The 24560-nt window shown below is 67.5% G+C and carries 24 protein-coding genes and 1 pseudogene; 12 read left to right on the top strand and 13 right to left on the bottom strand.

What is annotated here, in order from left to right; translation table 11 throughout:
* Positions 1-313 precede the first annotated feature (313 nt).
* Positions 314-2545 (top strand): hypothetical protein, encoded by a 2232-nt coding sequence (locus STRTUCAR8_RS32185; protein WP_100247723.1) that lies wholly within the window; start codon positions 314-316, stop codon positions 2543-2545.
* 593 nt (positions 2546-3138) lie between these two features.
* On the opposite strand, the gene STRTUCAR8_RS32190 is transcribed toward STRTUCAR8_RS32185, so the two are convergent.
* The gene (locus STRTUCAR8_RS32190) at positions 3139-3333 is read right to left on the bottom strand and encodes a hypothetical protein (RefSeq protein ID WP_044473261.1); all 195 of its coding nucleotides are present in this window, start codon (positions 3331-3333) and stop codon (positions 3139-3141) included.
* Between the two features lie 121 nt (positions 3334-3454).
* Here STRTUCAR8_RS32190 and STRTUCAR8_RS32195 point away from each other — a divergent pair, with 121 nt between their 5' ends.
* Both STRTUCAR8_RS32195 and STRTUCAR8_RS32200 read left to right on the top strand, forming a co-directional pair.
* Positions 3455-5092 (top strand): helix-turn-helix domain-containing protein, encoded by a 1638-nt coding sequence (locus STRTUCAR8_RS32195; protein WP_052350926.1) that lies wholly within the window; start codon positions 3455-3457, stop codon positions 5090-5092.
* Positions 5092-6315, top strand: coding sequence for a tetratricopeptide repeat protein (locus STRTUCAR8_RS32200; protein WP_143666503.1), 1224 nt, complete (start codon positions 5092-5094; stop codon positions 6313-6315). The genes STRTUCAR8_RS32195 and STRTUCAR8_RS32200 overlap by 1 nt, the downstream gene beginning before the upstream one ends.
* Positions 6316-6741: 426 nt before the next feature.
* On the opposite strand, the gene STRTUCAR8_RS32205 is transcribed toward STRTUCAR8_RS32200, so the two are convergent.
* Positions 6742-7071 (bottom strand): hypothetical protein, encoded by a 330-nt coding sequence (locus STRTUCAR8_RS32205; protein ID WP_006380375.1) that lies wholly within the window; start codon positions 7069-7071, stop codon positions 6742-6744.
* 2 nt (positions 7072-7073) lie between these two features.
* Positions 7074-7532 carry a hypothetical protein gene (locus tag STRTUCAR8_RS32210; RefSeq protein WP_006380344.1) on the bottom strand — a complete coding sequence of 153 codons (459 nt, stop codon included), beginning with the start codon at positions 7530-7532 and terminating at the stop codon, positions 7074-7076.
* Between the two features lie 93 nt (positions 7533-7625).
* Between STRTUCAR8_RS32210 and STRTUCAR8_RS32215 the strand changes: the two genes are divergently transcribed.
* Positions 7626-8003, top strand: a complete 378-nt coding sequence (locus STRTUCAR8_RS32215; RefSeq protein ID WP_059073106.1) for an F-box protein — start codon at positions 7626-7628, stop codon at positions 8001-8003.
* Positions 8004-8018: 15 nt separating this feature from the next.
* Here STRTUCAR8_RS32215 and STRTUCAR8_RS32220 read toward each other — a convergent pair whose 3' ends face one another.
* Positions 8019-9038, bottom strand: coding sequence for a phage major capsid protein (locus tag STRTUCAR8_RS32220; protein WP_006380398.1), 1020 nt, complete (start codon positions 9036-9038; stop codon positions 8019-8021).
* A gap of 306 nt (positions 9039-9344) precedes the next feature.
* On the opposite strand from STRTUCAR8_RS32220, the gene STRTUCAR8_RS32225 reads away from it, so the two are divergent.
* On the top strand, positions 9345-9554 hold the full coding sequence (locus STRTUCAR8_RS32225; protein ID WP_006380348.1) for a hypothetical protein: 210 nt from the start codon (positions 9345-9347) through the stop codon (positions 9552-9554).
* On the opposite strand, the gene STRTUCAR8_RS32230 is transcribed toward STRTUCAR8_RS32225, so the two are convergent.
* From STRTUCAR8_RS32230 to STRTUCAR8_RS32240, 4 genes are read right to left on the bottom strand one after another with little or no spacing between them, the layout of a single operon-like run.
* A complete protein-coding gene (locus STRTUCAR8_RS32230; protein WP_006380386.1) occupies positions 9551-10078 on the bottom strand; it encodes a hypothetical protein in 528 nt (175 codons plus the stop codon). The genes STRTUCAR8_RS32225 and STRTUCAR8_RS32230 overlap by 4 nt on opposite strands.
* 20 nt (positions 10079-10098) lie before the next feature.
* A complete protein-coding gene (locus STRTUCAR8_RS54660; protein ID WP_006380384.1) occupies positions 10099-10374 on the bottom strand; it encodes a VG15 protein in 276 nt (91 codons plus the stop codon).
* Positions 10368-11237, bottom strand: coding sequence for a hypothetical protein (locus STRTUCAR8_RS32235; RefSeq protein ID WP_006380363.1), 870 nt, complete (start codon positions 11235-11237; stop codon positions 10368-10370). Before STRTUCAR8_RS32235 ends, STRTUCAR8_RS54660 begins: the two co-directional genes overlap by 7 nt.
* Positions 11234-11839 carry a hypothetical protein gene (locus STRTUCAR8_RS32240; protein ID WP_006380342.1) on the bottom strand — a complete coding sequence of 202 codons (606 nt, stop codon included), beginning with the start codon at positions 11837-11839 and terminating at the stop codon, positions 11234-11236. The genes STRTUCAR8_RS32235 and STRTUCAR8_RS32240 overlap by 4 nt, the downstream gene beginning before the upstream one ends.
* 267 nt (positions 11840-12106) lie before the next feature.
* Here STRTUCAR8_RS32240 and STRTUCAR8_RS32245 point away from each other — a divergent pair, with 267 nt between their 5' ends.
* Positions 12107-12316, top strand: coding sequence for a hypothetical protein (locus STRTUCAR8_RS32245; protein WP_100247726.1), 210 nt, complete (start codon positions 12107-12109; stop codon positions 12314-12316).
* Between the two features lie 41 nt (positions 12317-12357).
* On the opposite strand, the gene STRTUCAR8_RS32250 is transcribed toward STRTUCAR8_RS32245, so the two are convergent.
* The 4 genes from STRTUCAR8_RS32250 to STRTUCAR8_RS50535 form a co-directional block, all read right to left on the bottom strand.
* Positions 12358-12774, bottom strand: a complete 417-nt coding sequence (locus tag STRTUCAR8_RS32250; RefSeq protein WP_234372623.1) for a phage terminase small subunit — start codon at positions 12772-12774, stop codon at positions 12358-12360.
* Positions 12775-13324: 550 nt separating this feature from the next.
* Positions 13325-13549, bottom strand: coding sequence for a hypothetical protein (locus STRTUCAR8_RS32255; protein WP_006380338.1), 225 nt, complete (start codon positions 13547-13549; stop codon positions 13325-13327).
* 328 nt (positions 13550-13877) lie between these two features.
* Positions 13878-14333 (bottom strand): hypothetical protein, encoded by a 456-nt coding sequence (locus STRTUCAR8_RS32260; RefSeq protein WP_006380337.1) that lies wholly within the window; start codon positions 14331-14333, stop codon positions 13878-13880.
* Positions 14290-14553: a DNA cytosine methyltransferase gene (locus tag STRTUCAR8_RS50535; RefSeq protein WP_006380388.1), complete on the bottom strand. Its 264-nt coding sequence runs from the start codon at positions 14551-14553 to the stop codon at positions 14290-14292. The genes STRTUCAR8_RS32260 and STRTUCAR8_RS50535 overlap by 44 nt, the downstream gene beginning before the upstream one ends.
* Before the next feature lie 321 nt (positions 14554-14874).
* On the opposite strand from STRTUCAR8_RS50535, the gene STRTUCAR8_RS32265 reads away from it, so the two are divergent.
* The 4 genes and pseudogenes from STRTUCAR8_RS32265 (at position 14875) to STRTUCAR8_RS32275 (ending at position 17596) form a co-directional block, all read left to right on the top strand.
* Positions 14875-15468 (top strand): hypothetical protein, encoded by a 594-nt coding sequence (locus STRTUCAR8_RS32265; protein ID WP_006380379.1) that lies wholly within the window; start codon positions 14875-14877, stop codon positions 15466-15468.
* 695 nt (positions 15469-16163) lie between these two features.
* Positions 16164-16400, top strand: a pseudogene (locus STRTUCAR8_RS54665) (helix-turn-helix domain-containing protein); the annotation flags it as partial.
* A gap of 60 nt (positions 16401-16460) precedes the next feature.
* Positions 16461-17222, top strand: a complete 762-nt coding sequence (locus STRTUCAR8_RS54670; protein WP_044473264.1) for a caspase family protein — start codon at positions 16461-16463, stop codon at positions 17220-17222.
* Positions 17219-17596 (top strand): effector-associated constant component EACC1, encoded by a 378-nt coding sequence (locus STRTUCAR8_RS32275; RefSeq protein ID WP_044473271.1) that lies wholly within the window; start codon positions 17219-17221, stop codon positions 17594-17596. Before STRTUCAR8_RS54670 ends, STRTUCAR8_RS32275 begins: the two co-directional genes overlap by 4 nt.
* Before the next feature lie 428 nt (positions 17597-18024).
* On the opposite strand, the gene STRTUCAR8_RS32280 is transcribed toward STRTUCAR8_RS32275, so the two are convergent.
* On the bottom strand, positions 18025-19026 hold the full coding sequence (locus tag STRTUCAR8_RS32280; RefSeq protein ID WP_078507389.1) for a glycoside hydrolase family 43 protein: 1002 nt from the start codon (positions 19024-19026) through the stop codon (positions 18025-18027).
* 270 nt (positions 19027-19296) lie between these two features.
* Here STRTUCAR8_RS32280 and STRTUCAR8_RS32285 point away from each other — a divergent pair, with 270 nt between their 5' ends.
* Both STRTUCAR8_RS32285 and STRTUCAR8_RS32290 read left to right on the top strand, forming a co-directional pair.
* A complete protein-coding gene (locus tag STRTUCAR8_RS32285; RefSeq protein ID WP_078507387.1) occupies positions 19297-21111 on the top strand; it encodes an ABC transporter ATP-binding protein in 1815 nt (604 codons plus the stop codon).
* Positions 21112-21210: 99 nt separating this feature from the next.
* Positions 21211-24560 (top strand): pyruvate carboxylase (locus tag STRTUCAR8_RS32290; RefSeq protein WP_199791722.1); only part of this gene is annotated, 3350 nt, incomplete at its 3' end.

Consider the following 24560-nt stretch of genomic DNA (forward strand, 5'->3'; position numbering starts at 1 on the left):
GGGATCGCCGGTTGGCCAAACCGGCGCTTCTCCTGATCATTGTCTGCGTTCGTTGACGGACATTGCGATCTCCTTGTCTGCGCCAGGCGATGGCTGGGTGCGTGCGGGAGGGGAAAACGCCTCGCCGGTCGGGGGATCAGACCTGGGGACCAGTGCATGGTGCACGCAGTGGCCTCGCATGTCGGTGTTGATGAAGAGCATGCAAGTGATGAACGGCGTCCTTCAAAGGTTGGACGAGGCGCCGGTCTGGTGCCTGGAAGGGGTAGCGGCGTTGCGGGGTTCGAGTTGTCGAGGAGCAGAGTCGGGGGGTCTTGTGGGTATCGAGCTGTCGTTGGCTGACGTTCCGCTCGGGCCGTTCGAGGGTTCGTTGGTCACGGTGTATTCGGCCAGGAGCAAGGGGGCCAATCTGCACGTGTCGAGGCAGTGCGGACAGTTGCGCACGTCCGAGGTGAGGACCGCCGACGTGCCGCTGGAGACGGCGATGTTGCGGCGGTTGTGCTCGCGCTGCGCGGCATGGGGCGTCTGGGGCCGGCCGGGTACCGGACTGGGAATGTTCCTCGGGGCTCTCGGCGGAACGGGGCTGTTGTATCAGTTGCAGTCCTACGTGGAGCCGGACGAGGAGGAACGCTGGTCCGACCGCGAGGCACGGGAAGCCGCCGAACTCCTTCGCACTGAACAGGATGTCGACCCCGATGATGACGAGGAGGAGGTGGAAGGCGGCATATCGCGGCGGGAGGCACGTGAGGATGCAGAGGAGCTGCGCGGTCTGATCTTTGCCCACTGGCGCGGCGCGGGACGGAGCCTGCATCGGGCACAGGCCACCCTTGCTCACTTTCCATGGCTGGAGGAGTGGGCGAAGCCGTCACTGACGGTCAAGACGCGGTACCTGGAGACGCTTCGGTCTCAGGCGGCGCGGTTTGTAGACCCGGAGGAGCTTGTCGTGGCTGCTGCCGCAACGGCACTCCCTGTGCCCGAGCTTCCGCACGCGGATCCTGCTTTCGCGGTGCTCGGCGGCAATGACCGGGTGTCCAGAGCACTGGCGGACCTGTGGCACCGGTGGCAGAGCGCGGCCGAGCGGCCCTGGGAAGGTCCGGGGACGCGTGCATACCTCTCGTACGACATCGTGCGAGGCATTCGCAGCAACCGGAAGGGCTACGACGAGGCCCGAGCCGAGGCAGCGTGCCTGATCGCCTCCTGGGAGGAACAGGCCCAGGCGGCAGCGACGCCGGCCGACCGGGCACCGAGATGCCGGCTGACGACACAGATGCCGGAAGCATCCCACGCCATGCCGCGTCACGGTGCCCGGGATTTCCTGGACGGGCTGGATACGTGGACGCTCGGTGTGCTGCTCACGTGGACCGTTGATGCCAACTGGGGGAGCGGCGTCCTCACCCTGGAAGTGCCTGATCTCGTCGCCGAACGGCTACTGAGCCCGGTGAGCAGCCTTCCGTGCAGTCCAGCCGCCGCGGCGCCGGATCTGCCCGAACCTGACCGCAGTTCGGGAAGGCAGCCGGGCATCGTCCGGCCGGGTGTCTTCGATGACACCCCGGTCTTCGACCGGCGCCCGGTCACCCTCGATCACCTCCGTGCGCTGCACACACTTGGGCCAGGCGCCGACGAGCTCTATCTTGTCTTCTCGGCGAGCGGGGGAGCGGAAGTACTGCCTCTGGACAGCATCGAGAAGCGGCTGGCCAAGGGGTGGCTGGGCGTCCTCATCGCAGGGGCCCGTGACCTGCCCGGAAGCGTGCTCGGCTTGCAGGAGCTGGAACAGAGTCCCGAGCCGGAAGCGCGTGAGGCCCAACTGCCCGGTCGCGGCCAGGACGTCCACGATCCGAATTTCGGCGAAGGACTGGGTCTTGCCGAGGGCACACGCCGGACCCTCCGCCATACCGAAGACCGGAACCTGAATCTTCGCCTGCTGGCCCTGGCGCGCGGCGCGCACGACCTGCGAAGCCTGGACGGCGGACGGACTGGCGGGCTGCCGGTGGCCGTATGGCACGGCCTGCTCACTGAGGACCGCCTCAGCCTCGCGCCTTTCCGGCAGCCCGGCAGCGACCGTTGGCGAAGCGGCAGCGGTCTCTCTCTGGGGCCCTTGGCCGCAGTCCAGCTCTACACCACCAACGCCAGCCCTCTGATCGAGGGCAAGGGCCACTCGCCGCTGTGCCGGCACGCCCACGAACGCGCGGTGGTGGCCGGCGACGACCTCCTCACGGTCGCCGACCTCATGGCGCGCACCGACTTCGACTGGTGCAGCAAGTGCGGTGGCTACGCCCTGCGCAGGCTCAGCGACACCCAACTGTCCTACTACCGTGCGGCTCACCGACTGCACGACATCAAAAGGCGACTCGACCACGGGAGCGGAACTCCCGACACCGCGAGCTCCACGATGATCGCTCGCCTGGACGAACTGGCGGCCTGGCAGCTGGATGATGAAGGAGAGTGGTGCGGCAGTGATTCCTGGCAATGGCAGGACACCATCCGCGAGCTCAGGCGCAGGGCCGCGAGATCTCACGCCGTGACCAGCCCTGGCGAACCGACCTCTTGACCCACTGGCGGCCTTGGACGTGCCTCCCGGACGTCCCGTCGGCGATGACCCAGGCGACTCCTCCTTCAACAAGGGAGAGGGCCCGGCGACGTTGGCTTGGGGACCAGCTCTGGGGACCAGTGTCCGATACACGGATCTGCCTCACAGTAGCGTCGGTCATGGAGAAGATCACAGAAACGAGAGAATGTGCCCCAGCGAGCCGACCTCCTGACCGGACAACACCTTGGGGTCTTCCTGCCACAGTGAGCGCCGTGACGGGGCTTGACCCGGACCTTGGACACGGATTAGGTGGCGGCGTGGTACAGCCGTGACGACCGTGTGGGCTAAACGGCGTGCGACGAGCATTCTCGTTGCACCCGCCTCAGGCGTCCCACTCAGCCGGGGCTCTCGCTGTCGGTTCTCAGTCGAAGATTGCGTACAGGTCCTTCATCAGGCTGGCGGGCCCGCTCCGTGGGACCGCTGGCGGCTCCAGGGCGTCCACAGGGCTGATGCCGACATAGCGCCTCGGGGCCAGCAGAGAGCGGTGGGGGCGGCCGTGGAGATTACCGAGCGGCCGACCCGCGTCCAGGAGACCCGCGCCCCGGCTGGTGCCGTCACACCGCTGCCAGGGCAGACGTGACGGCTGCCGCCAGCGTCAACACGGCGGCGAAGGCGACGGCGGCCCGAGCCAGAGCAGTCGGGTAGGAGGCGCCGTCGAGTCGCGCGAGCTTGCCGGCGACGCTGGCAGCGAGCAAGGCGAAGAGAACGACCAGCGCGGTGGTGATCAGAAGGGTACTGAGAGCGGACACTGCGACTCCATGCTGGTGGGATGGTCGTGACGTATCCGAGAGTCAGGGAACTCGTGTGCGCCATGGTTCGGACGGTGGAAGATGAACACCGACGAGCAGCCGGGCGAGAGGGTCTTGGTAGGTGAACGGTGGAACGCGGGCTCGGGACGCGGCGCTCGCCGAGTTGCGCAGGCGACTCGGCAACGGCTTTGCCCTTCTCGGCCTGACCAAAACTCAGCTCGCCGCCCGGGCGAGTCTGGGCCGCACGACGGTCCAGGAGGCGTTCAATCCCAAGGCACCCGTCCCTTCTCCGGGTACGATCGCCGCGCTCGCGCACGCGCTGGGCCTTCCCGAGACCGAGTTGCTGGACCTGCGGCGCACCGCCGTCGGGGAGACATCGGCCTCGGCGGAGGAGGCCGAAGGTTTGGGGAAGCCGATCGCGGAGTGGGATCCGCATCACCTTGAGGTTCATCCTGCCGGGTCGGACGTGGGTCTGGGACACCCATCCGTCTCCATGCTCTCCGGATACGTCCGACGCGACCATGACAGGGTGCTTGCCGACTCCGTGGCAGCGGTTGCGGCGGGCGAACGGCGCATGGTGGTGCTGGTCGGGTCGTCCTCGACAGGCAAGACCCGGGCATGTTGGGAAGCCGTGCAGCCGTTGGCGTCGGAGGGGTGGGCATTGTGGCACCCCTTCAACCCGACGCGTGCCGAGGCGGCGCATGACGCGCTCGCCCAGGTAGGACCACGCACGGTCGTGTGGCTGAACGAAGCCCAGCACTACCTTGGCGACCACAGCTACGGAGAACGGATCGCCGCCGCTCTGCACGCCATGCTCACCGCCCCTGGACGCGGGCCCGTGCTCGTACTGGGCACCTTGTGGTCCGAATACGCACGCCGGTACATCGCTCCTCCGACCCCCAAGGCCCCGGACCCGTACAGCAGGGTGCGGGAACTCCTCACGGGTCGGATCGTGCACGTGCCCGAGACCTTCGACGCGAAGGCACTGCAGGAGGCAACCAGGCGAGCACAGACGGGTGATCGACTGCTTGCCGACGCCCTTGGACGGGCCCGCGGCAGCGGTCGGGTGGCACAGGATCTTGCCGGAGCCCCCCTCCTCCTTCATCGCTACCTGACCGCGAGCCCTCCTGCCAGAGCTGTACTGGAGGCGGCCATGGACGCCCGGCGCCTTGGCATGGGTTTGCACCTGCCCCAGGACTTTCTGACCGATGCGGCGGCCGACTACCTCGGCGATGAGGACTACGACGGTTTTCTCCAGCGGCCGGACTGGGCTCGAGACGCTCTGGCCGAACTTGCTGAGCCTGTCCACGGCAAGCAAGCTCCCCTGCGCTCTGCGTACACCAGCCCCAAGCGGACTCCCCCTGACAGCGGCCCTGTGCTCGCTGAATTGGGCGGAACTGGAACCATGTTCCGGCTCGCCGACTATCTGGAGCAGCATGGCCGTCGAACTCGACGTCACCTCTGCCCGCCAGCATCGTTCTGGAGTGCTGCCTTCGAACGGCTCACACAGTGCGACGACCTGAACGGGCTTGCTGCGGCGGCGAAGGCCCGACACCGGCTGGAGTGGGCCCATCACCTTCGGCGTCGTGCCGAGCGGGCTGGTGCTCCCCAAGGGGCTGAGGCAATCGTCGATGAGAGCCACGACTTTGACGTGGACACCGACAGGCTCTGGTCGGGGCGGAGGCCGGGGACCCCGACGGTGCGGAAGCTGCGGCCAGGGACGCAGCTGCCGTCGGCAGCCCCTCGGGGTTGTGGGTGATGGGCGTCTGGCGAGCAGAGGCCGGGGAAACGGCTGCTGCGGAGAAGCTCTTCTCTCAGGCGGTCGAGGCCGGGTTCCTGGAGGCTTTGAGTGACCTTGCCTTGTTGAAGGACGATGCCGGGGATCAACGTACGGCGGAGGTTCTTGCCCGTAGAGCGGCGAAGGCGGGTCACACGGAGGGCTTGCGGAGCCTTGCGGAGCGGCGTGACAAGAGTGCGAACTACTCGGACGCGGAGGCACTGGCACGGGCACTCGCCGACTCCGGATCCACGGAAACCCTGCTGGCACTCGCGCTGGAACGTCAGAAGGCCGGAGACGTAACCGCCGAGGAGCTTTTCCGGTACTGCGCTGACGCGGGCGACACTCACAGCCTGCACCATCTCGCCCTGCTGCGTGAGGACGCCGAAGACGGGAAGGAGGCGGAAGCCCTCGCACGGCAGGCGTCCAACGTCGGCGACTCCAATGCCCTGCGCCACTTGGCGATCCGTCGGTGGAAAACAGGAGACATCGACAGCTGTGAGTCACTCCTCCGAGAGGCCGCAGCTACCGGCGACGTTAAGGCTGCACGCGCGCTGGTCCTCCTTCGGGAGAAGGCGGGGGAATCCTATGGTGCAGAGGCCATCGCGCGGCAGGCAGTCGACGCGTGCCGTCCCCAGCTTCTACGCGATCTCGCAGTGCTGCGAGCGAAGGCCGGGGACATGACCGCCGCCGAGCGCCTCTTTCAGGAGGCTGCCGATACGGGGCACCGACACGCCATTCAAGAGCTGATCCGGTGGCGGGACGAGACGGGCGACCATGCCGGAGCCGCAGCCCTCGCGCGCGAGACGGTCAACACGGACGTCAACAGGCGTCACCCGTTGCACGAGCTGGCGCGGTGGAGGGACGCAAACAGTGACAGCACCGGTGCCGAGTCGTTGTACCGCGAAGCCGCACGCCTCGGAAGCGACGACGCCCTGGTGGATCTTGCCGTGTCACGGGAGCGAGCTGGGGACCGAGGAGCCGCTGAAGCCCTGTACCGAGAGGCAGCGGACACAGGCAACGTCGACGCTCTACGGGCGCTGGTACTGCGGCATGAAGAGAGGGGAGACGGGAAGGGAGTCGAGTCCCTCCTCCGCGAAGCCGCCGATGCGGGGAACGCCCGCTTCTTCCTCCTCGACTCCCGATGGCCATCGGGGCTGGACCCCGATGGCAAGCCAACGCCCCCATGGAATATGAAGACTTAACTCCACCGGGCAGGCGTTTGTCCTGGACCAGGACCGTGCAGCCGAATTCTCGGTAGCGGAGTGCCGCGTCCGGGCTCCACAGAAAACGGAGATCCGACTCTCTGGGAAAGCCACCTGTGCGCCATCCTCGGCCGCGACCTCACCACCGCCGAGCGTCGCACCCTGCCCTCGGGCCAGCCGGAATGGATTTGCCCGGCCTCACCGTCAAGGCTCACTTGATATTGACCGTTCGCAAGACCCGGAGCACCGTGCCCGCACCACGTCCAGCAGACCCGGACAGAGGGTGCACCCCTCCGAGAGAACGTCCACATTGAGGTAACTGATACCTCAGTAGGGGTGTTTTACCTGTGGCTATGACGAAGAGCGAGCGGCCCCGACCAGCCTTTTCGAGCTGCCTCTTCCCCTTGCGCTCGTAGATCTTTGCCATCAGGGCCGCTCCCGAATATCGATCGACCAGTGCCGGGTGCGGCGCTCGCCGTGGTGGTAGGCGGGCGGCGTGACGATCTCCCACATGCGGCCCTGGTACTCGACGCGGGACCAGAGGGTGACGCCCTCGACATGGGCGTCCACGATCATGCGCGTAACGTTGATCTGCTGCTGACCGGGGACTTCGGCCTTGCCGCTTCGCTGCGGGATGAAGGCCGCCTTCACCGTGACGGGGTGGTCCTCGTCCACGGCGATCACCGTGTTCCCTCGGTTGTCGACGATCTCCTTCGTCCGCCATACGCGGGCCGTCTGGCCGCGCCTGCGCTGCATGCTCACCAGGGGGTCGCTGCGTCGCCGAAGAGGGGGAAGCCGTCGCCGCCGTAGTCCACCGGTACGCATCCGCCGGCACCCGGCTTGGGCTTCGTGCCCCACGCGGAGACGACCACGCTGGAGAAGCCGCGCTTGCGTCTGGCAAGGTCTTCCAGGAGCCGGATCTCCTCGCGCGTGAAGTAGACGGACCCGGCGTCACGGCCGTGTGCATCGGACCACGCGAGGATCTCGTCCCCGGCCCGGCTCTGCGTGCAGCCGTTCGGGTTGCGCAGGTACCTTGCGGCAGCCTTCAGGACCAACGTGCGCACCAGGCGAGGAACCGTCTCCTCGGGCCACTCACGGCCGTACGTGGCCGCGAGGTCGGACGCGTCTTCCAACGCACCGGCCGCGATCCGCAGTTCGTCTTCGTCAAGATCCCAGTCGAGGCGGCCCTTCAGCTCGTCGAGGGTGGCATAGGGCACGCAGTCTCCTTCCTGTAGCCGGGGCGATGAGTGGTGACCGCAGATCCTTCAACCCGGCAGACAGGGCGCTGATCTTCCTGAACGATGACGACCATGAGCGACGGCGTGTTCAGTTCGGAAGTGAGGCGGCGTGCTGGTGAAGGGGTGACCTATAGCCAGATGGAGGCCGTGACACGGGAGGCCGGAGGTAAGGAGGCAACCTTGACTGCGGCATGGTGGAACAAGGTGGCCCTCGGCGAGTCGGCCCCTCCACCTGAGCCGAAGGGCATTCCTGGCGTCGCCGGGGTGCTGGAGATCCCCGAGCGTGAGGTCGCTGTTCTCGTCTGCAAGCAGTGGTATGGCGTGAGTCCAGATGACTTCGCGCGTGACCTGTTTGACCGGGGCGTGGACAGCGCGGTGGCCTGGCTGAGGCGTAGCTACGCTTCAATGCGCGAACGTCAGCGATCCGCAGCGAGCGAAGCGAAGAGCTAGGAGGGGGCAGCCAAGCTACCTGCGTCCCAGCCCCCCGCCCACCTCACCGTTTACGCGTTGGCCGGGTCGGTCTCGGCCTTGTAGCCGGTCGGGGTCCACACCATCGCAGTCGGAGATGCCGGTGATGGTGGCAAGCTCAGACGCGGCGGCCGGGTAGTTCGAGGAGCCGTCGAGGGCCAGCTTGATGCCGCGAACGAAGTGCTCCTGAGTGGAGACGATCTCCTTCTCGTTGACCGCGTCCCAGCCGACCAGGACGTCAGTCACGGAGCGGAAGCCCGCGTACGTGTTCACGACGGAACGATCCTGCATGTAGAGCGGGTCATAGTCGCGGACCCAGCGCAGCGCGATGTTCTCGAACGAGGTGGTCGCGCCGTACGGAACGGACTGCGGGATGCTCGGGGCGCCGGACAGGAAGTTGAATGCGCTGGACGCGAAGGCGTACGCGGCGTCGGCCGGGATGGTCTGGTCGACCACGATGCGGAAGCCCATGCGGTCGCCGATGCTCGCGAGGCGAAGGGCGGACTCGGCCTCGGCGTCGCCAACGTTCTGCGCGAGGTTGAGCTTGTCGTCGTTCAAAAGCGCCGACTCGAACTCGGTGCCGACGAGGAGGTAACGGCCCTCCTTGGGCGCGTGGAACGCGTTCAGGAGGCGCCGGGCCTCGATGATGGCGCCGCGCAGGTTCGCGACCGAGTTACCGATGACGGCGTTGTACGTCTGGTTGGTCAGCGTCTTGACCGCCCGGCGCTGGAGACCGCGCGCGACCGCCTTGGACTGTGGGCGCAGAAGCTTGGACCACTGGTCGATGTCGAAGTCGTTCTGCTCGTCGGTGAGCTTGACGGCCGAGTAGACGTTGCCGCCGAAGGTCACAGCGATGGTCCGCTCGCTGTACTCGTCGAAGACGATCGGGCTCGTGCGGTCGTTCCTCCACCCGTACTCGTGGAAGGGGAGGATGCCCTCGACCTTCATCGAGATGGTGTCGTTTTCCGCGCCCTTGAACTGGTCGACGCCCTGCTTCTGGAACAGGTTCGGGATCACGAGTTCCTGTTCGAGCGTGCCGACTGCGGTGTTGACGAGCTTCTGCGGCTTGACGACTTGGTGCTGTGCGGTGGGGATGGGACTTACCTCCGATGGGCTTGGCGTGCGTGGGTGCAGCCCTACGCTTCTCCGCTGATTTGCGCCTGTTGGGCGGACGGGCTACCGTCGACGCCATTCCCGCCTAGGAGTGCTGGAGAGCCGTTGCTCTCCGGCGTCGAGCAGACCCGTGTTCTGAACCGGACCTGGACCGATGCCACTTCAAAAAACTCCTAAATATGATCTCTGTTGGATCATGGAAGGCGGGAAATGTCCGGGCGCGATTTCACAAAGCAGTACGTGCTGATGGTGCTGCTTATCGCGACAGTGGTAGGGCTGGGTGTGATGGTGCTGGCCCTCGTCGCGCACCACGGCCTCTGGGAGAGTGGCTGCTATGGCGCGGGAGCCTTCATCGGCTCATTTGCCCTTGCTCGATGGGTGTTTGGGCAGTTGGGACTGCTGAGCCGAGACGACGGCTAGAAGCGCCGTGTACGTCGAGCCAGCTTGCGCGGGTCCATCTCTCCGTCGTCATTGTCGGACGGGTTGAGTCCACCGCCCAGAGCGGGCGGGGGCGCAGGGGTAACGAATGCCTGAAGTGCCTTCGCGTCGGCCTCCAGTTCGTCTGGGATATCGCCGCGAAGGCGTCCGGCTAGGGCCTCGGGGAGATCGAACTTGCGCGCCACGGTGGAGACGAGGAGGGAGCGCTCAAGGTCGACGTTCTTGGCCTTCACGTCCGCGAGAGCGGCCTCGACCTCATCGGGCGTCTTCGCCTCGGAGAGCTTCGTCTCGGCGTCACGCAGCCGCGTGCGGTATCCGGCCGCCTCGCCACGGACCTTCGCCAGTTTCTTGCGTGCCCAGTCGGGCAACTCGTCCTCGGAACTGGTGGACGTCCCGCCGGCACCAGCCTTGTCGTCCGGCTTCTGCTCCTCGTCCGGCTTCTGGCCGGGTGGAGTCTCGCCGGGCTTCTCCTCGGTCGACGTCTCGTCAGGCTTCTCTTCGGGCACTTCACGCCTCCGGGGCTGTGTCAGTGGACTGCCGCGCCTCCTGGGCTGCGGCTCGCTGCTTGCTGCGGATGAAGCGGCGCCAGACGGTCACTGCGGCCTTTCCGCTGTGGCCCCTCGTGAACCTCCGGCCACAGGGCCTCGTATTGCCGTGACAAGGCGGTCAGCTCGCTCGACTGGTACTGATCCCGGCTCCAGACCGGCATCGCGTAGCAGTGGCAGTTGTCGTGGTAGCGGTCGCCGTCGTTGAACGTGGCGGACTCGCGGCTCTTGTAGACCGGGCCCCGGCTGATCAACATGGCGCACCAGCCGCACGGGGGGTGCCCGTGCGGGACAGACGTACGTACCCGAGGGCCCGCCGGTCGCGCGACATGTGCGTCCCGTTCGCCGACCGGCCGCCGTTCATCGCGACGCGCGAGGCGGCTGCGGCCTGCTGTGCGCCCGCCTGACGGTGGGCCTCGTCGGGGTCAGCGTCTTCGAGGGTCATGCGCCGGTCGAGGCTCGCGGTGCCGAGGGCCTCCAGCACGATCCGAAGTTCCTCTTCGGCCTGGCGCTCGACGCGCTCCTCTTCGGCGCGGAGCCCCTCCAGTTCCTCGACGAGGACGCGTTCCCAGTCTGGGTCGTCCTCGTCGTCTTGCACCTCGGCGTTGGTGCCGGCGCCTTCGAGAACTTCTCCGGCCTCGTCGTCGAGGGCCTGCCCCGAGGTGCTGCCGGGCGCCTGGCCCGGAACGTCCTGCGGGGTGTCGTTCTCGACTTGGCGGGCGGACGAGGCTTCCCCGTCAGCGACGGTCGCGGCCTCGCCCCCCTGTTCAGCGGGCGGCTGGTAGTTGCCCGCCAGTTCGGCGAACTCCCTGCGCAGGTCCGCCAGGGTCACGTACGACGGTTCGGGGTGATAGGGGTCAGCAACCGTGCGGCCGGTCTGGAGTGCACGGGCGAGCCGGTAGTAGGCCCGCGCGAGATCCCGGGACTGACGGCGACGGCTCATGACGAGCGTGATCGCCTTGCGCAGCCAGGCGCCAGCCGTGGCCGCTCGCCGTTCGACCGGGACATCCGCCCACAGGGCGAGAGCCTCGGCCGTGGTCTGTGCGCCGATCTGCGTCAGCGCGACATGGAAGGCGGCCGAGACTTCGTCGGTCTCGGCCTGCCTCGCCGCCTTGCTCATGCAGCCACCGCAACGGAATCCGCGGTGACCGAGGCAGGTTCAGCGGACGCCCGCGTCAGCGCGGAGGCGAGCTGCCCCACCGAGTCTTCGTCCTCGGCGAGTTCGTCCCACTCGTCCAGCTCGGTTTGAGTGACGTTCGGGACACGCTTCCACAAGCCCTTGGCCGTGTTGCGCGTCTGGTCGCGAGAGACGGCCGCGATCTGCACCCACGCCTGCGGGTGGGGCACGCCGACCGGCTGCCCGTCTGGGCCCCAGTGCAAGAAGCGGCTCGGGCCGACGAATTCGACGAGCGAGATCACGGCCAGGAGGGGGTCCTTGCCCCAGCCCTTGAGCCTCTGCAAGACGCCCTTGCGGTACGTGAACCGACCGGCCTCGTCGACCGCGTACCACCACAGCAGGAAGCGGAGCTGCTCGCGGGTGAAGCGCCAGGGGCCGCCGTCCTCTGCCTTCAGGTACTCGGCGCACCAACCGGCGATCTGCCAACCAAGCGTGTGCTCCGGGAGTTTCCAGGAGCCGTCCGGTTCCTTCGCCCATGTCGGGCCGAGGAAGGTCGGTTCGAGAGCGTCGATCTCCTCGGGAGCCAGCGTGGGGATGAGGCTCACCCCCTACGAGCATCTGGCATCAACGCGTGTGGATGCCAGATGAGTTGGCTATACTCGCCAAGGTTGAAGAGACTTATGAAGGCGAGAGGCGTTGGTGCAGATGACCGAGCACTACAGCGCGGCGGCAGAGATTCTATAGGCGCGCCTGGCCGGCGCTCTCCTGTGGCGACGCCCTTTGGGCGGCGACGTCGTATAGCTGACCGGTGGTGGATGAACCCTGCCCTGGCTCAGATCGCGACGCTCTGGCAAAGCATGGGAGGGCCTTCCTTGTCTGCAACCACTTCAACCTGCGACCACCGCGTGTACCACGTAGTTATTGTCGCCCTGATCTCCGTAACCACCGGTCTCGCTATCGGGACCGGCTTCGCTGCTCTCGGGCAGGCACCGTTCACCGCTGTTGCCTCCGGTGCCGCTGTGGCGGCGTTCTTCTTCACGGCGGGCATGGGTGCGGTCGCCTACGTGAAGCGGCAGGCGTAGTAGGCAATCGCGGGGCGGTCCGTACGGCCGCCCCGCGCCGCTCACTCGGCAAGCCCGAGATCCTTCTTGTAGTCGGCGATGGCGAGCACGGCTGCGGACTGCTCCTCGGGCTCAGGCTCGTGCAGTTCGATGCGCACACGTCGCCGGTCGCCCTCGGCGACGAGGAGTCGCTCGAAGGCGCCGTAGATGGTCTGGAGCATCTGGCCCGACCGCTTCCCCGACTTCTGGTAGAAGGAGAGGTCTTCGCAGAGGGAGTAGGCGAGGGCCCAGTCGCTCGCTTGGTAGAAGTCGGCTTGGCCGGACTCCTTCAGGGCGTCCCACAGGCGCTTTGCGATCGGGTGCCAGGTACGGTCGCCGTTCGGCACCTTCGTGGGCCGGGCGATGCCGCGCGTCACCGACTGGAAATCTCCGCCCTTGCGCTCGCGCGGGCGGGCGAGGTCGGCTTCACGGTTGGGCACGGGGCCGGGCACCTGCTTCACCTCCAACGCGCATGATCTTGTGGCGAGTTGTGTATCGTCAGACACGTACGCCGCCGCAGGGCGGCGTAACTCTAGGGCTTAGAGCCCGGAGAGGGTGTGTTGTCTGTGTGGCCGTGACCCCGTGACGCAGGGGACATTTGGCCCCGGCATAGAACACCCTGAGCAAGGGGCGGGAAGCGGTCGCTCCTTGGTGCTAAAAAGGAGGAACGGCTCGCCAAGGCGTTAGCACCGCCCGAGGATGATTGCGCGCGTCGGCAGTCTCTCAGTTCACGAACCACGAAGTCGGTGGTCGAACTGAGGCTGCCCGCTTCCAGTTCGGCCCTCTTAGAACTGGAAGGCACTGAAACAAGTGGACTGGAATTCCCTTACCCTGACCGTCCTTGCGGTCTTCGGTCTGCTGAGCCTGGTCGTAACTTTGCTCATTCAGCTCATCAAGCAACTTCCCGAACTCATCCGTGCGGTGCGCGAGATGCTGTCCGCTCTCAAGCCGGACGACGAGGGCGAGGAGAGCACTACAGAGGCGCGGGAGTCAGAACCTCCCGCCCGTCAGGAAGTGGGCGGAGAGCCAAGCCAGGAACGCAACCAGGACGAAGCGGCGTAGTCGGGTGGTCCGGTCCGGAACGGTGTCTTTCGCGGTGTGGAACCACTTCCAGACGTGCTCGGACAGGCTGTCGCCTGGCTGCTTCCGGTACAGGGCGACGCCCTCGATCACGCAGAAGGCGGCGATCCAGCCGACCCATGCGGCAGTGAACACGGGCCACCTCCTACATCAGGCCCGGATGGGCCTCCGTCCGTCTGAAGCGCTTGTCGATCCGCCGTCTTTGTGCGGCAAGTGCGAGGGCTCCCTCGCGAGAGGACTTGGCCCGGTGATGCCACCCGCAGAGCGATCTCAGGTTGGCTTCTCGGTGGTCGTCACCGGGCACGATGTGGTCCGCGTCCGTAGCCGGTTCCTCGCAGCGCCGCCCGTACTGATCGCGGGCCGTGCAGCGGTGTCCGTCTCTACGCAGGACGCGAATCCGACAGGATTTTCGGCCAGTCCGCCGGCAACCTCTCGCGCCGGTCGGATGAAGCCCAGTTCGGCATCACACCCCCAGGTCGAGGAGTGCCGCGTACGCGGTCGTTGCCTGCTGTGGAACAACTCCGTTGCCGAGGATCTGGAGCTGTTGTCCACGGGTCAGGTCGGGCACGTCGGTGACGTGGCCGAGGGGGAGGCCCATGAGCCTCTCGACCCAGACGGCGGTCACGCGTGGTCCGCCTTTGCGGCCGGGCTCGGTAGGTGGGGGAGCGGCGCGGCCGGTGACGGCTTCCCACCGTCGGATGGCGGGGAGGTACTCGCCCCACCAGTGCGCGGGGGAGTTGGGGCCGTCGACTGGTGACTCCGGCTCGCGACCTTCGAGGATCGCTTCCGAGTACGGGAGCAGGTAACACGCCTCGTCGTCGAGGGTGGGGCCGTGGCCTCCGCGCCGACGTTCTTCGGGATGGCGGGCGCCGCCGTTAGAGCCGAGGTTGCTCGTCGGGGTCTTCAGGGGTCGCGACACAGAACCACCGGTCACGGAGGTGAGGGGGTTGAGCTGCGGTAGCTCGTACGCACACCCACCGTGCGCGGTATCCGATCTCGGCCAGGTCGCCGAGGACGACTTCGAGTCCGCGCGTCCGGATGTTCGAGACGTTTTCCAGGAAGGCGATCCTCGGTCGTATGACGCGAATTGAGTCAACGACTCCTCCACCTTGCGGGCGAACCGGCGCCGGCGGCACCATACCCACGCTTCCTCCTGGTCATTGCCCCTTGTCGTACCGTGAAGCACTCTGACCTAGTTCCCCGCAATGCTGATGTCCTGGCAGGGTTCTTCAAGTAGACCCCCAAACTCGAAAGACGCGATTACGTACATACGTCTTTCGTCTTCACTCAGGTGGCCCCTTCGGGGGCGAGGCTTCGCAGAAGCCCGAGGGGTACGGAACGGTGGCGTAGCCACAACTGAAGCCTCACCCACTCGGCCCTTCTTGGCAGGTTGAAGGCGTACGGCACCCCTAACGTGAGTGCCGTACTGCTGGGCCGGTGCACAGGGAGGAACAAGCCGCATGCCCTTGACGATCGCTGAACAGCGCCAGCTCGTAAGCATTGGCAACGCAAGCACATACGTGCTTGGCCTAGACGGCATCTGGACAACTCGGCTGGCTGCTGACGTACCCGAGCCGGGTTCAGACGCTGCCAGCGAGCTGATCGACGTCGGCACCGAGATGGCCACGCTGCTCACCCACATCCATGAGCACGTCAAGCTCCTCGATCGGTTCGCCGATGAGATGGACGAGCTGATCAGCACCGTCGGCTATGTCAAGGAGCACCTCCCCGTTGAGGCGGAGGAGTTTCGTCAGCACCTCCGAGAGGCCCTGCAGTACGTCGATGGGTATGCGCCCGAGGAAGCTAAGGACATCCTCGCCAAGATCGACTTGATCAGGTCGGGCGAGGTTGTTGCCGGTGACCTGAAGGTCAAGATGCGGGGTGCCCTGCTGATCATCGCTGGTGCAGTCGCGCTCGGAGCGGGCATCGTAATCGTCGCACTCGGGGTCGAGGACTTTGGGGGGCCAATCCAGCACACTTGCCGACAGGTCGGGGGGACCATGTTCAAGCAGGGACTCCAGGACTGGAGGGCGGCTAGCGATGCTCAGGGCTGACCTGTGTTGACCGTGCTGATTCTGTGCTGACTTGGATCTCCCAGAACGGTGTTTCCGCAGGTGGGGGCGTTGCCGGTTGCGAGCGCGCAGGGGTGTCCCGGCCCGCCTCTGCCCACCACAACCGGTGACGCCGAACCTTTGCCCGGCTGACTCGGAGGACCCAGGGGTTCGTGGCCGGTTCGCGGCATGGCTGAGAGTGCAGGTTGGTGGTGATCGCCGGGCCGCAGCGGGCGGCTCGGTCGATCAGCGGACGGTGCCGGCAGCCGAGTCCCCGGTGGCAGAATGACCGTTAAGCTTCCATGGTGGAACGGGGGTAGAGGGTGTCGGCACGGGCTGAGCTGTACAGGAGTCTGCACGGGCTGCGGGAACGAGCAGAGCGTACCCGGCGTGCCGACGGCGAGTCGGTCGGTCTCGACTCCTTGGTCTTCGACGCCCGGGCCCGCGGCCTGCTCGGTGCACGGGACCTCAAGGCTCATCGAGTCCGAGACTGGGCTCCACCCCGCTTCGCCGATTGCCGAGTTCCCTCACGGAGCGTTACCCAGCAGGCCCTCGCCGCGATCACCGTATGGAGCGAATGGGCGGGCGAGGAGCTGAACGAGTCGGAATGGTTGAGCCTCCTGGACCGAGCACAGCGTGAGAGTGCTGAAGAAGACGCCCTGGCCAGGGGAGAGGCCGCCGGCCCGGCCTCTCCACCGGTGTACGGTGGTTCACTCGCACCCCCGCCGCCACCACGACGCAGGATTCGTGTCCCGGGCCCTCCCCGCCCATCGGCGAGACCGGATGACCGGTTCGGGCCTTGGCTTGCCCGGCAGTTGAGGCGATCCGAGATCACTCAGTCGGATTTGGCCCAGGAGTTGGGTCTGACCAGGGCCGCGGTCAGTGCGTGGATCACGGGTCGCGCGGAGCCGCGCAGCGAAGTGCGCCTGGAATTGGTCAAGGCCCTTGAAAGGCTTGCGCCGTGGGACACGGAACAGGCGATCGAGGGGCGTCGAATGCTTCCGGCGGACACTCGGCGATTCGGCCCGCTGGAACGGTGGGCGACTGGCGCGGCGGTGATGATCGGCGTATCCGACTACACCCAGCTGCCGCCGGTGCCGTCCATCAAGAACAATCTGTCCGCGCTCACCGAGGTGGCGTTGACCGGGCTGGGGATTCCGCGCGGCAACGTGTACACCCTGGAGAACCCCACGTCCGCAACACAGGTGCACGAGAAGATCGACCTGGCCATGGACGCCGCGGATCCCCGGTCCGGTGGTCTCTTCATCTATTTCGCCGGGCATGGCTGGACCGATCCTCGCAACGGACGCCTCCTGCTCGGTCTGGTCGACTCGAACCAGGACAAGGTCTGGACCGCCATGGAGTTCGACCGAATCCGTGACCAGGTGGCGGACGCTCCGGTGGGCTCGCGCCTGTTGGTCCTGGACAGCTGCTACAGCGGGGCGGCACTCGACATCCTCTCCGCGGGTCTGAGCAGCGCGGCACGGATCGAGGGCACCTACGTGATGACGTCCTCCAACGCCACCAACGCGTCCCGCGCTCCCCGAGGCGACCACTTCACCACCTTCACTGGGGAGATCATCCGTACGTTGACCGGCGGAATCCAGGGCGGTCCCCCGGTGATCGACACGGACGCGTTGTTCCATCATGTGCGGGCCAGTTGTCAGGAGCAGGGTTGGCCCGAGCCGTCGCGGCAGATCGGCCGCGATGGAGACCGAGTGGAACTCGTGATGAACAGCAAGTGGGGGTGGCCATGACCGAAGTGCAACTTCGTATCATCACGGAGACCGGTGCGAAGGTTCCGGACGGTCTTCGGATCTTTCTCTCCCGGGACCCTGAACTTCGCGGCGTCGGTCGGGCTCGGTGGGCCTCGGCGGCGCCTGCGGAAGACACGCTTGGGGACGCCCTCGACATTCTGACGTTGGGGGTTACCAGCACTCTCGCACTGCCGTCGGCCATCGAGACGATCAAGCGATGGTGCGCATCCCGCGGAACCGTAGAAGGTGTTGACGTTCGCCTGGGATCGCAGAAGATCACTATCACCGGGACCGAAGACCCCGCGGAGATCCGGCGCATGGCAGACCTGTTGAAGGCAGCCTACCCCGAGAGTGCACCTGCGCAAGGAGAGTGAGGAGGGTCTTAGCGGGTGGTGGGTGGCTACGTATCGCGGTGGCCAGCGAGGTGCCGATAGTTTCTCTGTTATCCCCTCGAACAGGCGCAAGGGCCGCAGACCTCACGCCGTGACAGGCCCTGGCGAGCCAGCCTCTTGACCTGTCGGCGGCCCCGGGCGTCTGCGTCACGGGCATGCCCCGTGGGGACCAGTTGGGGACCAGACGGACTCCGCGCACCTGAACACCATGCTCGGCACCGCACGCTGTGCACCCTGATTTCTGGCCGTATGTTCAGACAAAAGGGATAACCTCTACTCCTGGGGGTCAAGGGGTCGCAGGTTCAAATCCTGTCGTCCCGACTTGTGAAAGTCGGAAACCGGAGGCCGTTTTCTCAGCGATGAGAAGACGGCCTCCGGCGTTTGCGCACAGTGGCGTCGGCCGGCAGTCGTCAGCCGCCGCCGTCGAGGTCTGCGCGTCGGCGGAGCACCCGCAGCTCATGGCCGACGAACTCCATCTCGTACAGCTTGCCCCGCGCGTTCTCGAAGGGGCGGTGGAGCACCATCATCAGCCGGTCGTCGAACGTGTGGAAGAGCATCCCGTGCCCGCTGTCCTCGCGGACCAGCGGCCGGTGCTGCTGCCACGGCCCGGTGATGGCGCCGGACGCCGAGGTGGCGTAGGTCTGCACATAGCCGCCGCTGACGGCCCCGTCCCGGCCCACGATGTTCTTCTCGTACGTCGACCACAGCATGAGGAGTGATCCGTCAGGGGTTCGGTGCAGCTGGGGGCCGTCGGTGACGTACGGCGGGAGCTGGTTCGGCAGGCCGGCGGGTATCTCCTCGGCGAGCCAGGACGCGTCCGAGCCCTTGAACAGGAAGACGGGGTCTCCGATCGTCCGGGACAGGTCCGGGGCCAGCCGGATCGCCTCCATCGTTCCGTCGATGGTCTGCAGCCACTCGTGCGCGTACACCATCCAGGGCCGGCCGGACGGGTCGACGTAGAGCGTGCCGTCGAGCGTCATGAGGTTCGCGGGCGGGGTGGGGCGTGAGGGGTCGACCACGGTGAACGGGCCCAGCAGCGAGGACGAGACGGCCGTGATCGTGCCGCGCATGTAGGCCGGGATCTGGAACGGCGTACCCCACTTGTTCGGCGGAGGCACCGGAAGCGGTCTGTTCTGGTCATGCAACGTGGTGAACAGGTAGTACCTGCCGTCCCATTCGTGTACCTCGGGTGCCCAGCCGCCGTCGGTCGCCCAGATCTCCTTCTGCTCGGCGGCCAGGAAGACCACCACCGGGCGGGTCCAGTCCCGCAGGTCGTGGCTGCGGTAGACCATGGTGCCGGTGCCGTCCACGCCCGACACCGACGGGTCGTTGGACGTGTAGAGGTAGTAGGCGCGGGTCCTGTTGTCGGCAAGGACGAACGGATCGTGCAGCGGCATGTCGGGAAGCCGCATCGGGGTGCTGTCGGTGTCGGTGTCAGCCACGGTCGAAGGATAGACGCACCGCTCCGACCTCGGTCGTACCCGTGTTCGGGCATGCCGTTGGCCGAGAAAAACGCGTGGACCGCGGGGAATCCGACGCGGGACACTGCGACTTCTGGCCTGCCCGTACTCACACGTCTGCGCCGCCGCGAGCTCCGCGGGGGCGACGTCGTCGTGCCCGCCTGCCCGGACGACCCCGGAGAAGGCGAGCGGCCGGCCACCCTACGACACCACAGGGTTGGAATGGGATCGCCTGAATCGCCCAAGGATCCACCGGGCAAGGGGCCTGTGCTCCTCGCCCTTCGCTACTACGGACGGGAGCTGGCCCGTCTCCGCGTGCTGACGGTGCCCGCGATGCTGCTCCCGGCGCTGGGCAACATCGGCCTCGCCTACATCGCGCCGCTGATCGTCGCGAAGCTCGTCGGCCGTATCGCCGACGACAACGGCGTCGCCTCCGGAACGGCACTGCCCTACGTTCTCGCCTTCGCCGGCGTCATGCTGCTCTCGGAGGTGCTCTGGCGGATCGGCCTGCACTGTCTGAACCGCGTCGACGCCCGCGGCATCGAGCACCTGTACGTGATCGGCATGGACGAGTTGTTCGCCAAGGACGCCTCCTTCTTCCACGACAACTTCGCCGGGTCGCTGACCAAGCGGGTCCTGAGCTTCGCCTCCCGCTTCGAGGAGTTCGTCGACACCCTCACGTTCCAGGTCGTGGGCAGTCTCGTGCCACTCGTGTTCGGGTCGGTGGTGCTGTGGCGCTACGAACCGCTACTGGTGGTCGGCCTGTTGGCGATGATCGCGCTGACGGCGCTGTGCGTGGTGCCCCTCATCCGGCGCCGCCAGGCGCTCGTCGACAAGCGCGAGGAGGCCATCGCCCAGGTGTCGGGCCACGTCGCCGACAGCCTGACGAACATGGACACCGTCAGGGCGTTCGCCGCCGAGGAACGTGAGGCCGCCGAGCACCGGTCCCGGGTCGCGGCGTCACGACGGCTCATGCTGAGGTCGTGGGACTACGGCAACCTGCGCATCGACACGTTGGTCGCACCGTTGTCCGTGCTCACCAACGCCCTGGGTCTGCTGCTCGCGGTCACCCTCGCCGGGGGCGGGCACGGCGTGGAGACGGTTGTCGTCGCCTTCACGTACTACTCGAACGCCACCCGGATCATGTTCGAGTTCAACCAGATCTACCGCCGGCTGGAGAGCTCGATGACGGAGGCCGCGCAGTTCACCGAACTGCTGCTGACCTCCCCGACCGTGCTCGACCCCGCGTCGCCGGAAACCCTGCGGTCCAGGGCTGCCGACGTCCGCTTCGAGAACGTGACCTTCGCCCACCCCGGCGCCGAGCCGCTCTTCGAGGGACTCGACCTGGCGGTGGCCGGCGGAGCGAAGATCGGCCTCGTCGGCCGTTCCGGCGGGGGCAAGACCACGCTCAGCCGCCTGCTGCTGCGGATGACCGACATCGACGCCGGCCGGATCATGATCGGAGGCCAGGACATCAGCCTGCTGCGCCAGACGGACCTGCGCAGCCTGATCGCCTACGTGCCGCAGGACCCGGCGATGTTCCACCGCACGCTCCGCGACAACATCCTGTTCGCCCGCCCGGACGCCACCGAGGCCGAGATCCGGCGGGCGGCCGAGGCGGCGCACGTCACGGAGTTCGCCGACGCGCTGCCGGACGGCTTCGACACCATGGTGGGCGAACGCGGAGTCAAGCTGTCCGGCGGACAGCGCCAGCGGGTCGCTCTCGCCCGGGCGATCCTGCGCGACGCGCCGATCCTGCTGCTCGACGAGGCCACCAGCGCCCTGGACTCCGAGAGCGAGATCCTCGTCCAGGAGGCGCTGTGGCGGCTCATGGAGGGACGGACGGCGCTGGTGGTGGCGCACCGGCTGAGCACGGTCGCCACCATGGACCGGCTAGTCGTCCTCGACCGCGGAAGGATCGTCGAGCAGGGCACGCACCAGGAGCTGCTCGCGTCGGAGGGCGCCTACGCGAAGCTGTGGCAGCACCAGTCGGGGGGCTTCCTGGATGACACCCCCGCCTCGGCCGAACTCCGCTGAACGGGCCCCTGGTGGGAGTGAGTGGCCCGGCTCACATGGCGCGAGCCGGGCCTGGCCGACACCATGGGGCGCGTCACCGGCAGGCTGAAGGGATCCAGGATGTTCCGCAAGGTGCTGGTCGCCAACCGTGGTGAGATCGCGATTCGCGCGTTCCGCGCCAGCTTTGAGCTGGGCGCGCGGACCGTGGCCGTCTTCCCGCACGAGGATCGCAATTCACTGCACCGGTTGAAGGCCGACGAAGCCTACGAGATCGGCCGTCCCGGACATCCCGTCCGGGCATACCTCTCCGTGGAGGAGATCGTCCGCGCGGCGCGACAGGCGGGCGCGGACGCGGTGTACCCCGGTTACGGGTTCCTGTCCGAGAACCCCGATCTGGCGCGCGCCTGCGAGGAGGGCGGCATCACCTTCGTCGGGCCCAGCGCCGACACGCTGGAGCTGACCGGCAACAAGGCGAGTGCGGTGGCCGCCGCCCGCGCGGCAGGCGTACCGGTGCTGGCCTCCTCGGCGCCCTCCGCCGACGTGGACGAACTCGTCCGCGCCGCCGACGACATCGGCTTCCCGGTGTTCGTCAAGGCCGTCGCCGGCGGTGGCGGGCGCGGCATGCGGCGGGTCGAGGAACCCGCCCAGCTGCGCGAGTCCATCGAGGCCGCGGCGCGCGAGGCGGCCTCCGCGTTCGGCGACTCCACGGTCTTCCTGGAGAAGGCGGTCGTCGAGCCACGCCACATCGAGGTACAGATCCTCGCCGACGGCCAGGGCAACGTCATCCATCTGTTCGAACGTGACTGCTCGGTGCAGCGGCGCCACCAGAAGGTGGTCGAGATGGCGCCCGCGCCGAACCTCGACCCGGAGCTGCGGGACCGGATCTGCGCCGACGCCGTGCGTTTCGCCGAGCAGATCGGCTACCGCAACGCGGGCACCGTGGAGTTCCTCCTCGACCGCGAGGGCAACCACGTCTTCATCGAGATGAACCCGCGCATCCAGGTCGAGCACACGGTCACCGAGGAGGTCACCGACGTCGACCTCGTCCAGGCACAGCTGCGCATCGCCTCCGGCGAGACACTGGCCGACCTCGGGCTCTCCCAGGAGACCGTCACCCTGCACGGCGCCGCGCTCCAGTGCCGGATCACGACCGAGGACCCCGCCAACGGTTTCCGCCCGGACACCGGCAGGATCAGCGCGTACCGCTCGCCCGGCGGCTCCGGCATCCGGCTGGACGGCGGCACCACCCACGCCGGTACGGAGATCAGCGCGCACTTCGACTCGATGCTGGTCAAACTCACCTGCCGGGGCCGCGACTTCGGGACCGCGATCGGCCGGGCCCGGCGTGCCGTGGCCGAGTTCCGCATCCGTGGCGTGGCCACCAACATCCCGTTCCTGCAGGCGGTGCTCGACGACGCCGACTTCCGCGCGGGCCGGGTCACCACGTCGTTCATCGAGCGACGGCCGCACCTGCTCACGGCACGTTCCTCCGCCGACCGCGGCACGAAACTGCTCACCTACCTCGCCGACGTCACCGTGAACAAGCCGCACGGCGAACGCCCCGAACTGATCGACCCGGTCGGCAAGATCCCGCCCCTGCCGGACTCGGAGCCGCCCGCCGGCTCCCGGCAGCGTCTCGTCGAACTGGGCCCGGAGGGCTTCGCCCGGTGGCTGCGCGAGTCGCCGAACATCGGCGTCACCGACACCACGTTCCGCGACGCCCACCAGTCGCTGCTCGCCACCCGGGTCCGCACCAAGGACATGCTCGCCATCGCCCCGGTGGTGGCGCGGACCCTGCCCGAGCTGCTGTCCCTGGAGTGCTGGGGCGGCGCCACCTACGACGTCGCGCTGCGCTTCCTCGCCGAGGACCCCTGGGAACGCCTGGCCGCCCTGCGTGAGGCCGTGCCGAACATCTGCCTGCAGATGCTGCTGCGCGGCCGCAACACCGTGGGCTACACGCCGTACCCGACCGAGGTGACCGACGCCTTCGTGCAGGAGGCCGCGGCCACCGGCATCGACATCTTCCGGATCTTCGACGCGCTCAACGACGTGGGCCAGATGCGGCCCGCGATCGACGCCGTACGCGAGACGGGAACGGCGATCGCCGAGGTCGCCCTGTGCTACACGTCCGACCTGTCCGACCCGTCCGAGCGGCTCTACACCCTGGACTACTACCTCCGCCTCGCCGAGCAGATCGTCGAGGCGGGCGCACATGTCCTGGCCGTCAAGGACATGGCCGGCCTGCTGCGCGCCCCGGCCGCCGCGACCCTCGTCTCGGCGCTGCGCCGTGAGTTCGAACTGCCGGTGCACATCCACACCCACGACACCGCGGGCGGCCAGCTCGCCACCTACCTCGCCGCGATCCAGGCCGGCGCGGACGCGGTCGACGGCGCGGTGGCGTCGATGGCGGGCACCACCTCGCAGCCGTCGCTCTCCGGCATCGTCGCCGCGACCGACTACTCCGAGCGACCCACCGGGCTGAGCCTGCAGGCCGTGGGCGACCTGGAGCCGTACTGGGAGAGCGTCCGGAAGATCTACGCACCGTTCGAGGCCGGCCTCGCCTCGCCGACCGGGCGGGTCTACCACCACGAGATCCCCGGCGGGCAACTGTCCAACCTGCGCACCCAGGCGGTCGCGCTGGGCCTCGGCGACCGCTTCGAGGCGATCGAGGCGATGTACGCCGCCGCGGACCGGATCCTCGGCCGGCTGGTGAAGGTCACCCCGTCGTCGAAGGTGGTGGGTGACCTCGCTCTCCACCTCGTCGGCGCCGACGTCTCGCCGGAGGACTTCGAGGCGACGCCGAACAGGTTCGACATCCCCGACTCCGTCATCGGGTTCCTGCGCGGAGAGCTGGGCAACCCGCCCGGAGGCTGGCCGGAGCCGTTCCGCACCAAGGCGCTGGAGGGCCGGGCCGCCCCCAAGCCCATGGTGGAACTGACCTCTGACGACCGAACGGGCCTGGCGAAGGACCGGCGGGGGACGCTCAACCGGCTGCTGTTCCCCGGCCCTGCACGCGAGTTCGAGACACACCGTCAGACCTACGGCGACACCAGCGTGCTGGCCAGCAAGGACTTCTTCTACGGGCTGCGTCCCGGGACGGAGTACTCGGTCGACCTCGAACCGGGTGTCAGGCTCCTCATCGAGCTGGAGGCCGTGGGCGAGGCCGACGAACGCGGCATGCGCACGGTGATGTCCACGCTGAACGGCCAACTGCGGCCGATCCAGGTACGCGACACCGCCGTGTCCTCCGACATCCCGGCGACGGAGAAGGCGGACCGGGCCAATCCCGGCCATGTCGCCGCGCCGTTCGCCGGAGTGGTGACGCTCGCCGTCGCCGAGGGGGACGAGGTGGCGGTCGGCGCAACGGTGGCCACCATCGAGGCGATGAAGATGGAAGCCGCGGTCACCGCCTCGAAGGCCGGCAAGGTGACGAGGCTCGCCATCAACAGGATTCAGCAGGTGGAGGGTGG

Origin of the sequence: Streptomyces turgidiscabies Car8 (genome assembly GCF_000331005.1) — a bacterium.
Lineage (GTDB): Bacteria > Actinomycetota > Actinomycetes > Streptomycetales > Streptomycetaceae > Streptomyces > Streptomyces turgidiscabies.

What these genes read in the sequence shown, in the direction of transcription:
- STRTUCAR8_RS32200 (WP_143666503.1), top strand. Translation starts at nt 5,092, where the DNA reads ATGGGCGTCTGGCGAGCAGAGGCCGGGGAAACGGCTGCTGCGGAGAAG.
- STRTUCAR8_RS32205 (WP_006380375.1), bottom strand. Translation starts at nt 7,071, where the DNA reads ATGCAGCGCAGGCGCGGCCAGACGGCCCGCGTATGGCGGACGAAGGAG.
- STRTUCAR8_RS32215 (WP_059073106.1), top strand. Translation starts at nt 7,626, where the DNA reads ATGAGCGACGGCGTGTTCAGTTCGGAAGTGAGGCGGCGTGCTGGTGAA.
- STRTUCAR8_RS32225 (WP_006380348.1), top strand. Translation starts at nt 9,345, where the DNA reads ATGTCCGGGCGCGATTTCACAAAGCAGTACGTGCTGATGGTGCTGCTT.
- STRTUCAR8_RS54660 (WP_006380384.1), bottom strand. Translation starts at nt 10,374, where the DNA reads ATGTTGATCAGCCGGGGCCCGGTCTACAAGAGCCGCGAGTCCGCCACG.
- STRTUCAR8_RS32235 (WP_006380363.1), bottom strand. Translation starts at nt 11,237, where the DNA reads ATGAGCAAGGCGGCGAGGCAGGCCGAGACCGACGAAGTCTCGGCCGCC.
- STRTUCAR8_RS50535 (WP_006380388.1), bottom strand. Translation starts at nt 14,553, where the DNA reads ATGGTGCCGCCGGCGCCGGTTCGCCCGCAAGGTGGAGGAGTCGTTGAC.
- STRTUCAR8_RS32265 (WP_006380379.1), top strand. Translation starts at nt 14,875, where the DNA reads ATGCCCTTGACGATCGCTGAACAGCGCCAGCTCGTAAGCATTGGCAAC.
- STRTUCAR8_RS54670 (WP_044473264.1), top strand. Translation starts at nt 16,461, where the DNA reads ATGCTTCCGGCGGACACTCGGCGATTCGGCCCGCTGGAACGGTGGGCG.
- STRTUCAR8_RS32275 (WP_044473271.1), top strand. Translation starts at nt 17,219, where the DNA reads ATGACCGAAGTGCAACTTCGTATCATCACGGAGACCGGTGCGAAGGTT.
- STRTUCAR8_RS32280 (WP_078507389.1), bottom strand. Translation starts at nt 19,026, where the DNA reads ATGCGGCTTCCCGACATGCCGCTGCACGATCCGTTCGTCCTTGCCGAC.
- STRTUCAR8_RS32285 (WP_078507387.1), top strand. Translation starts at nt 19,297, where the DNA reads ATGGGATCGCCTGAATCGCCCAAGGATCCACCGGGCAAGGGGCCTGTG.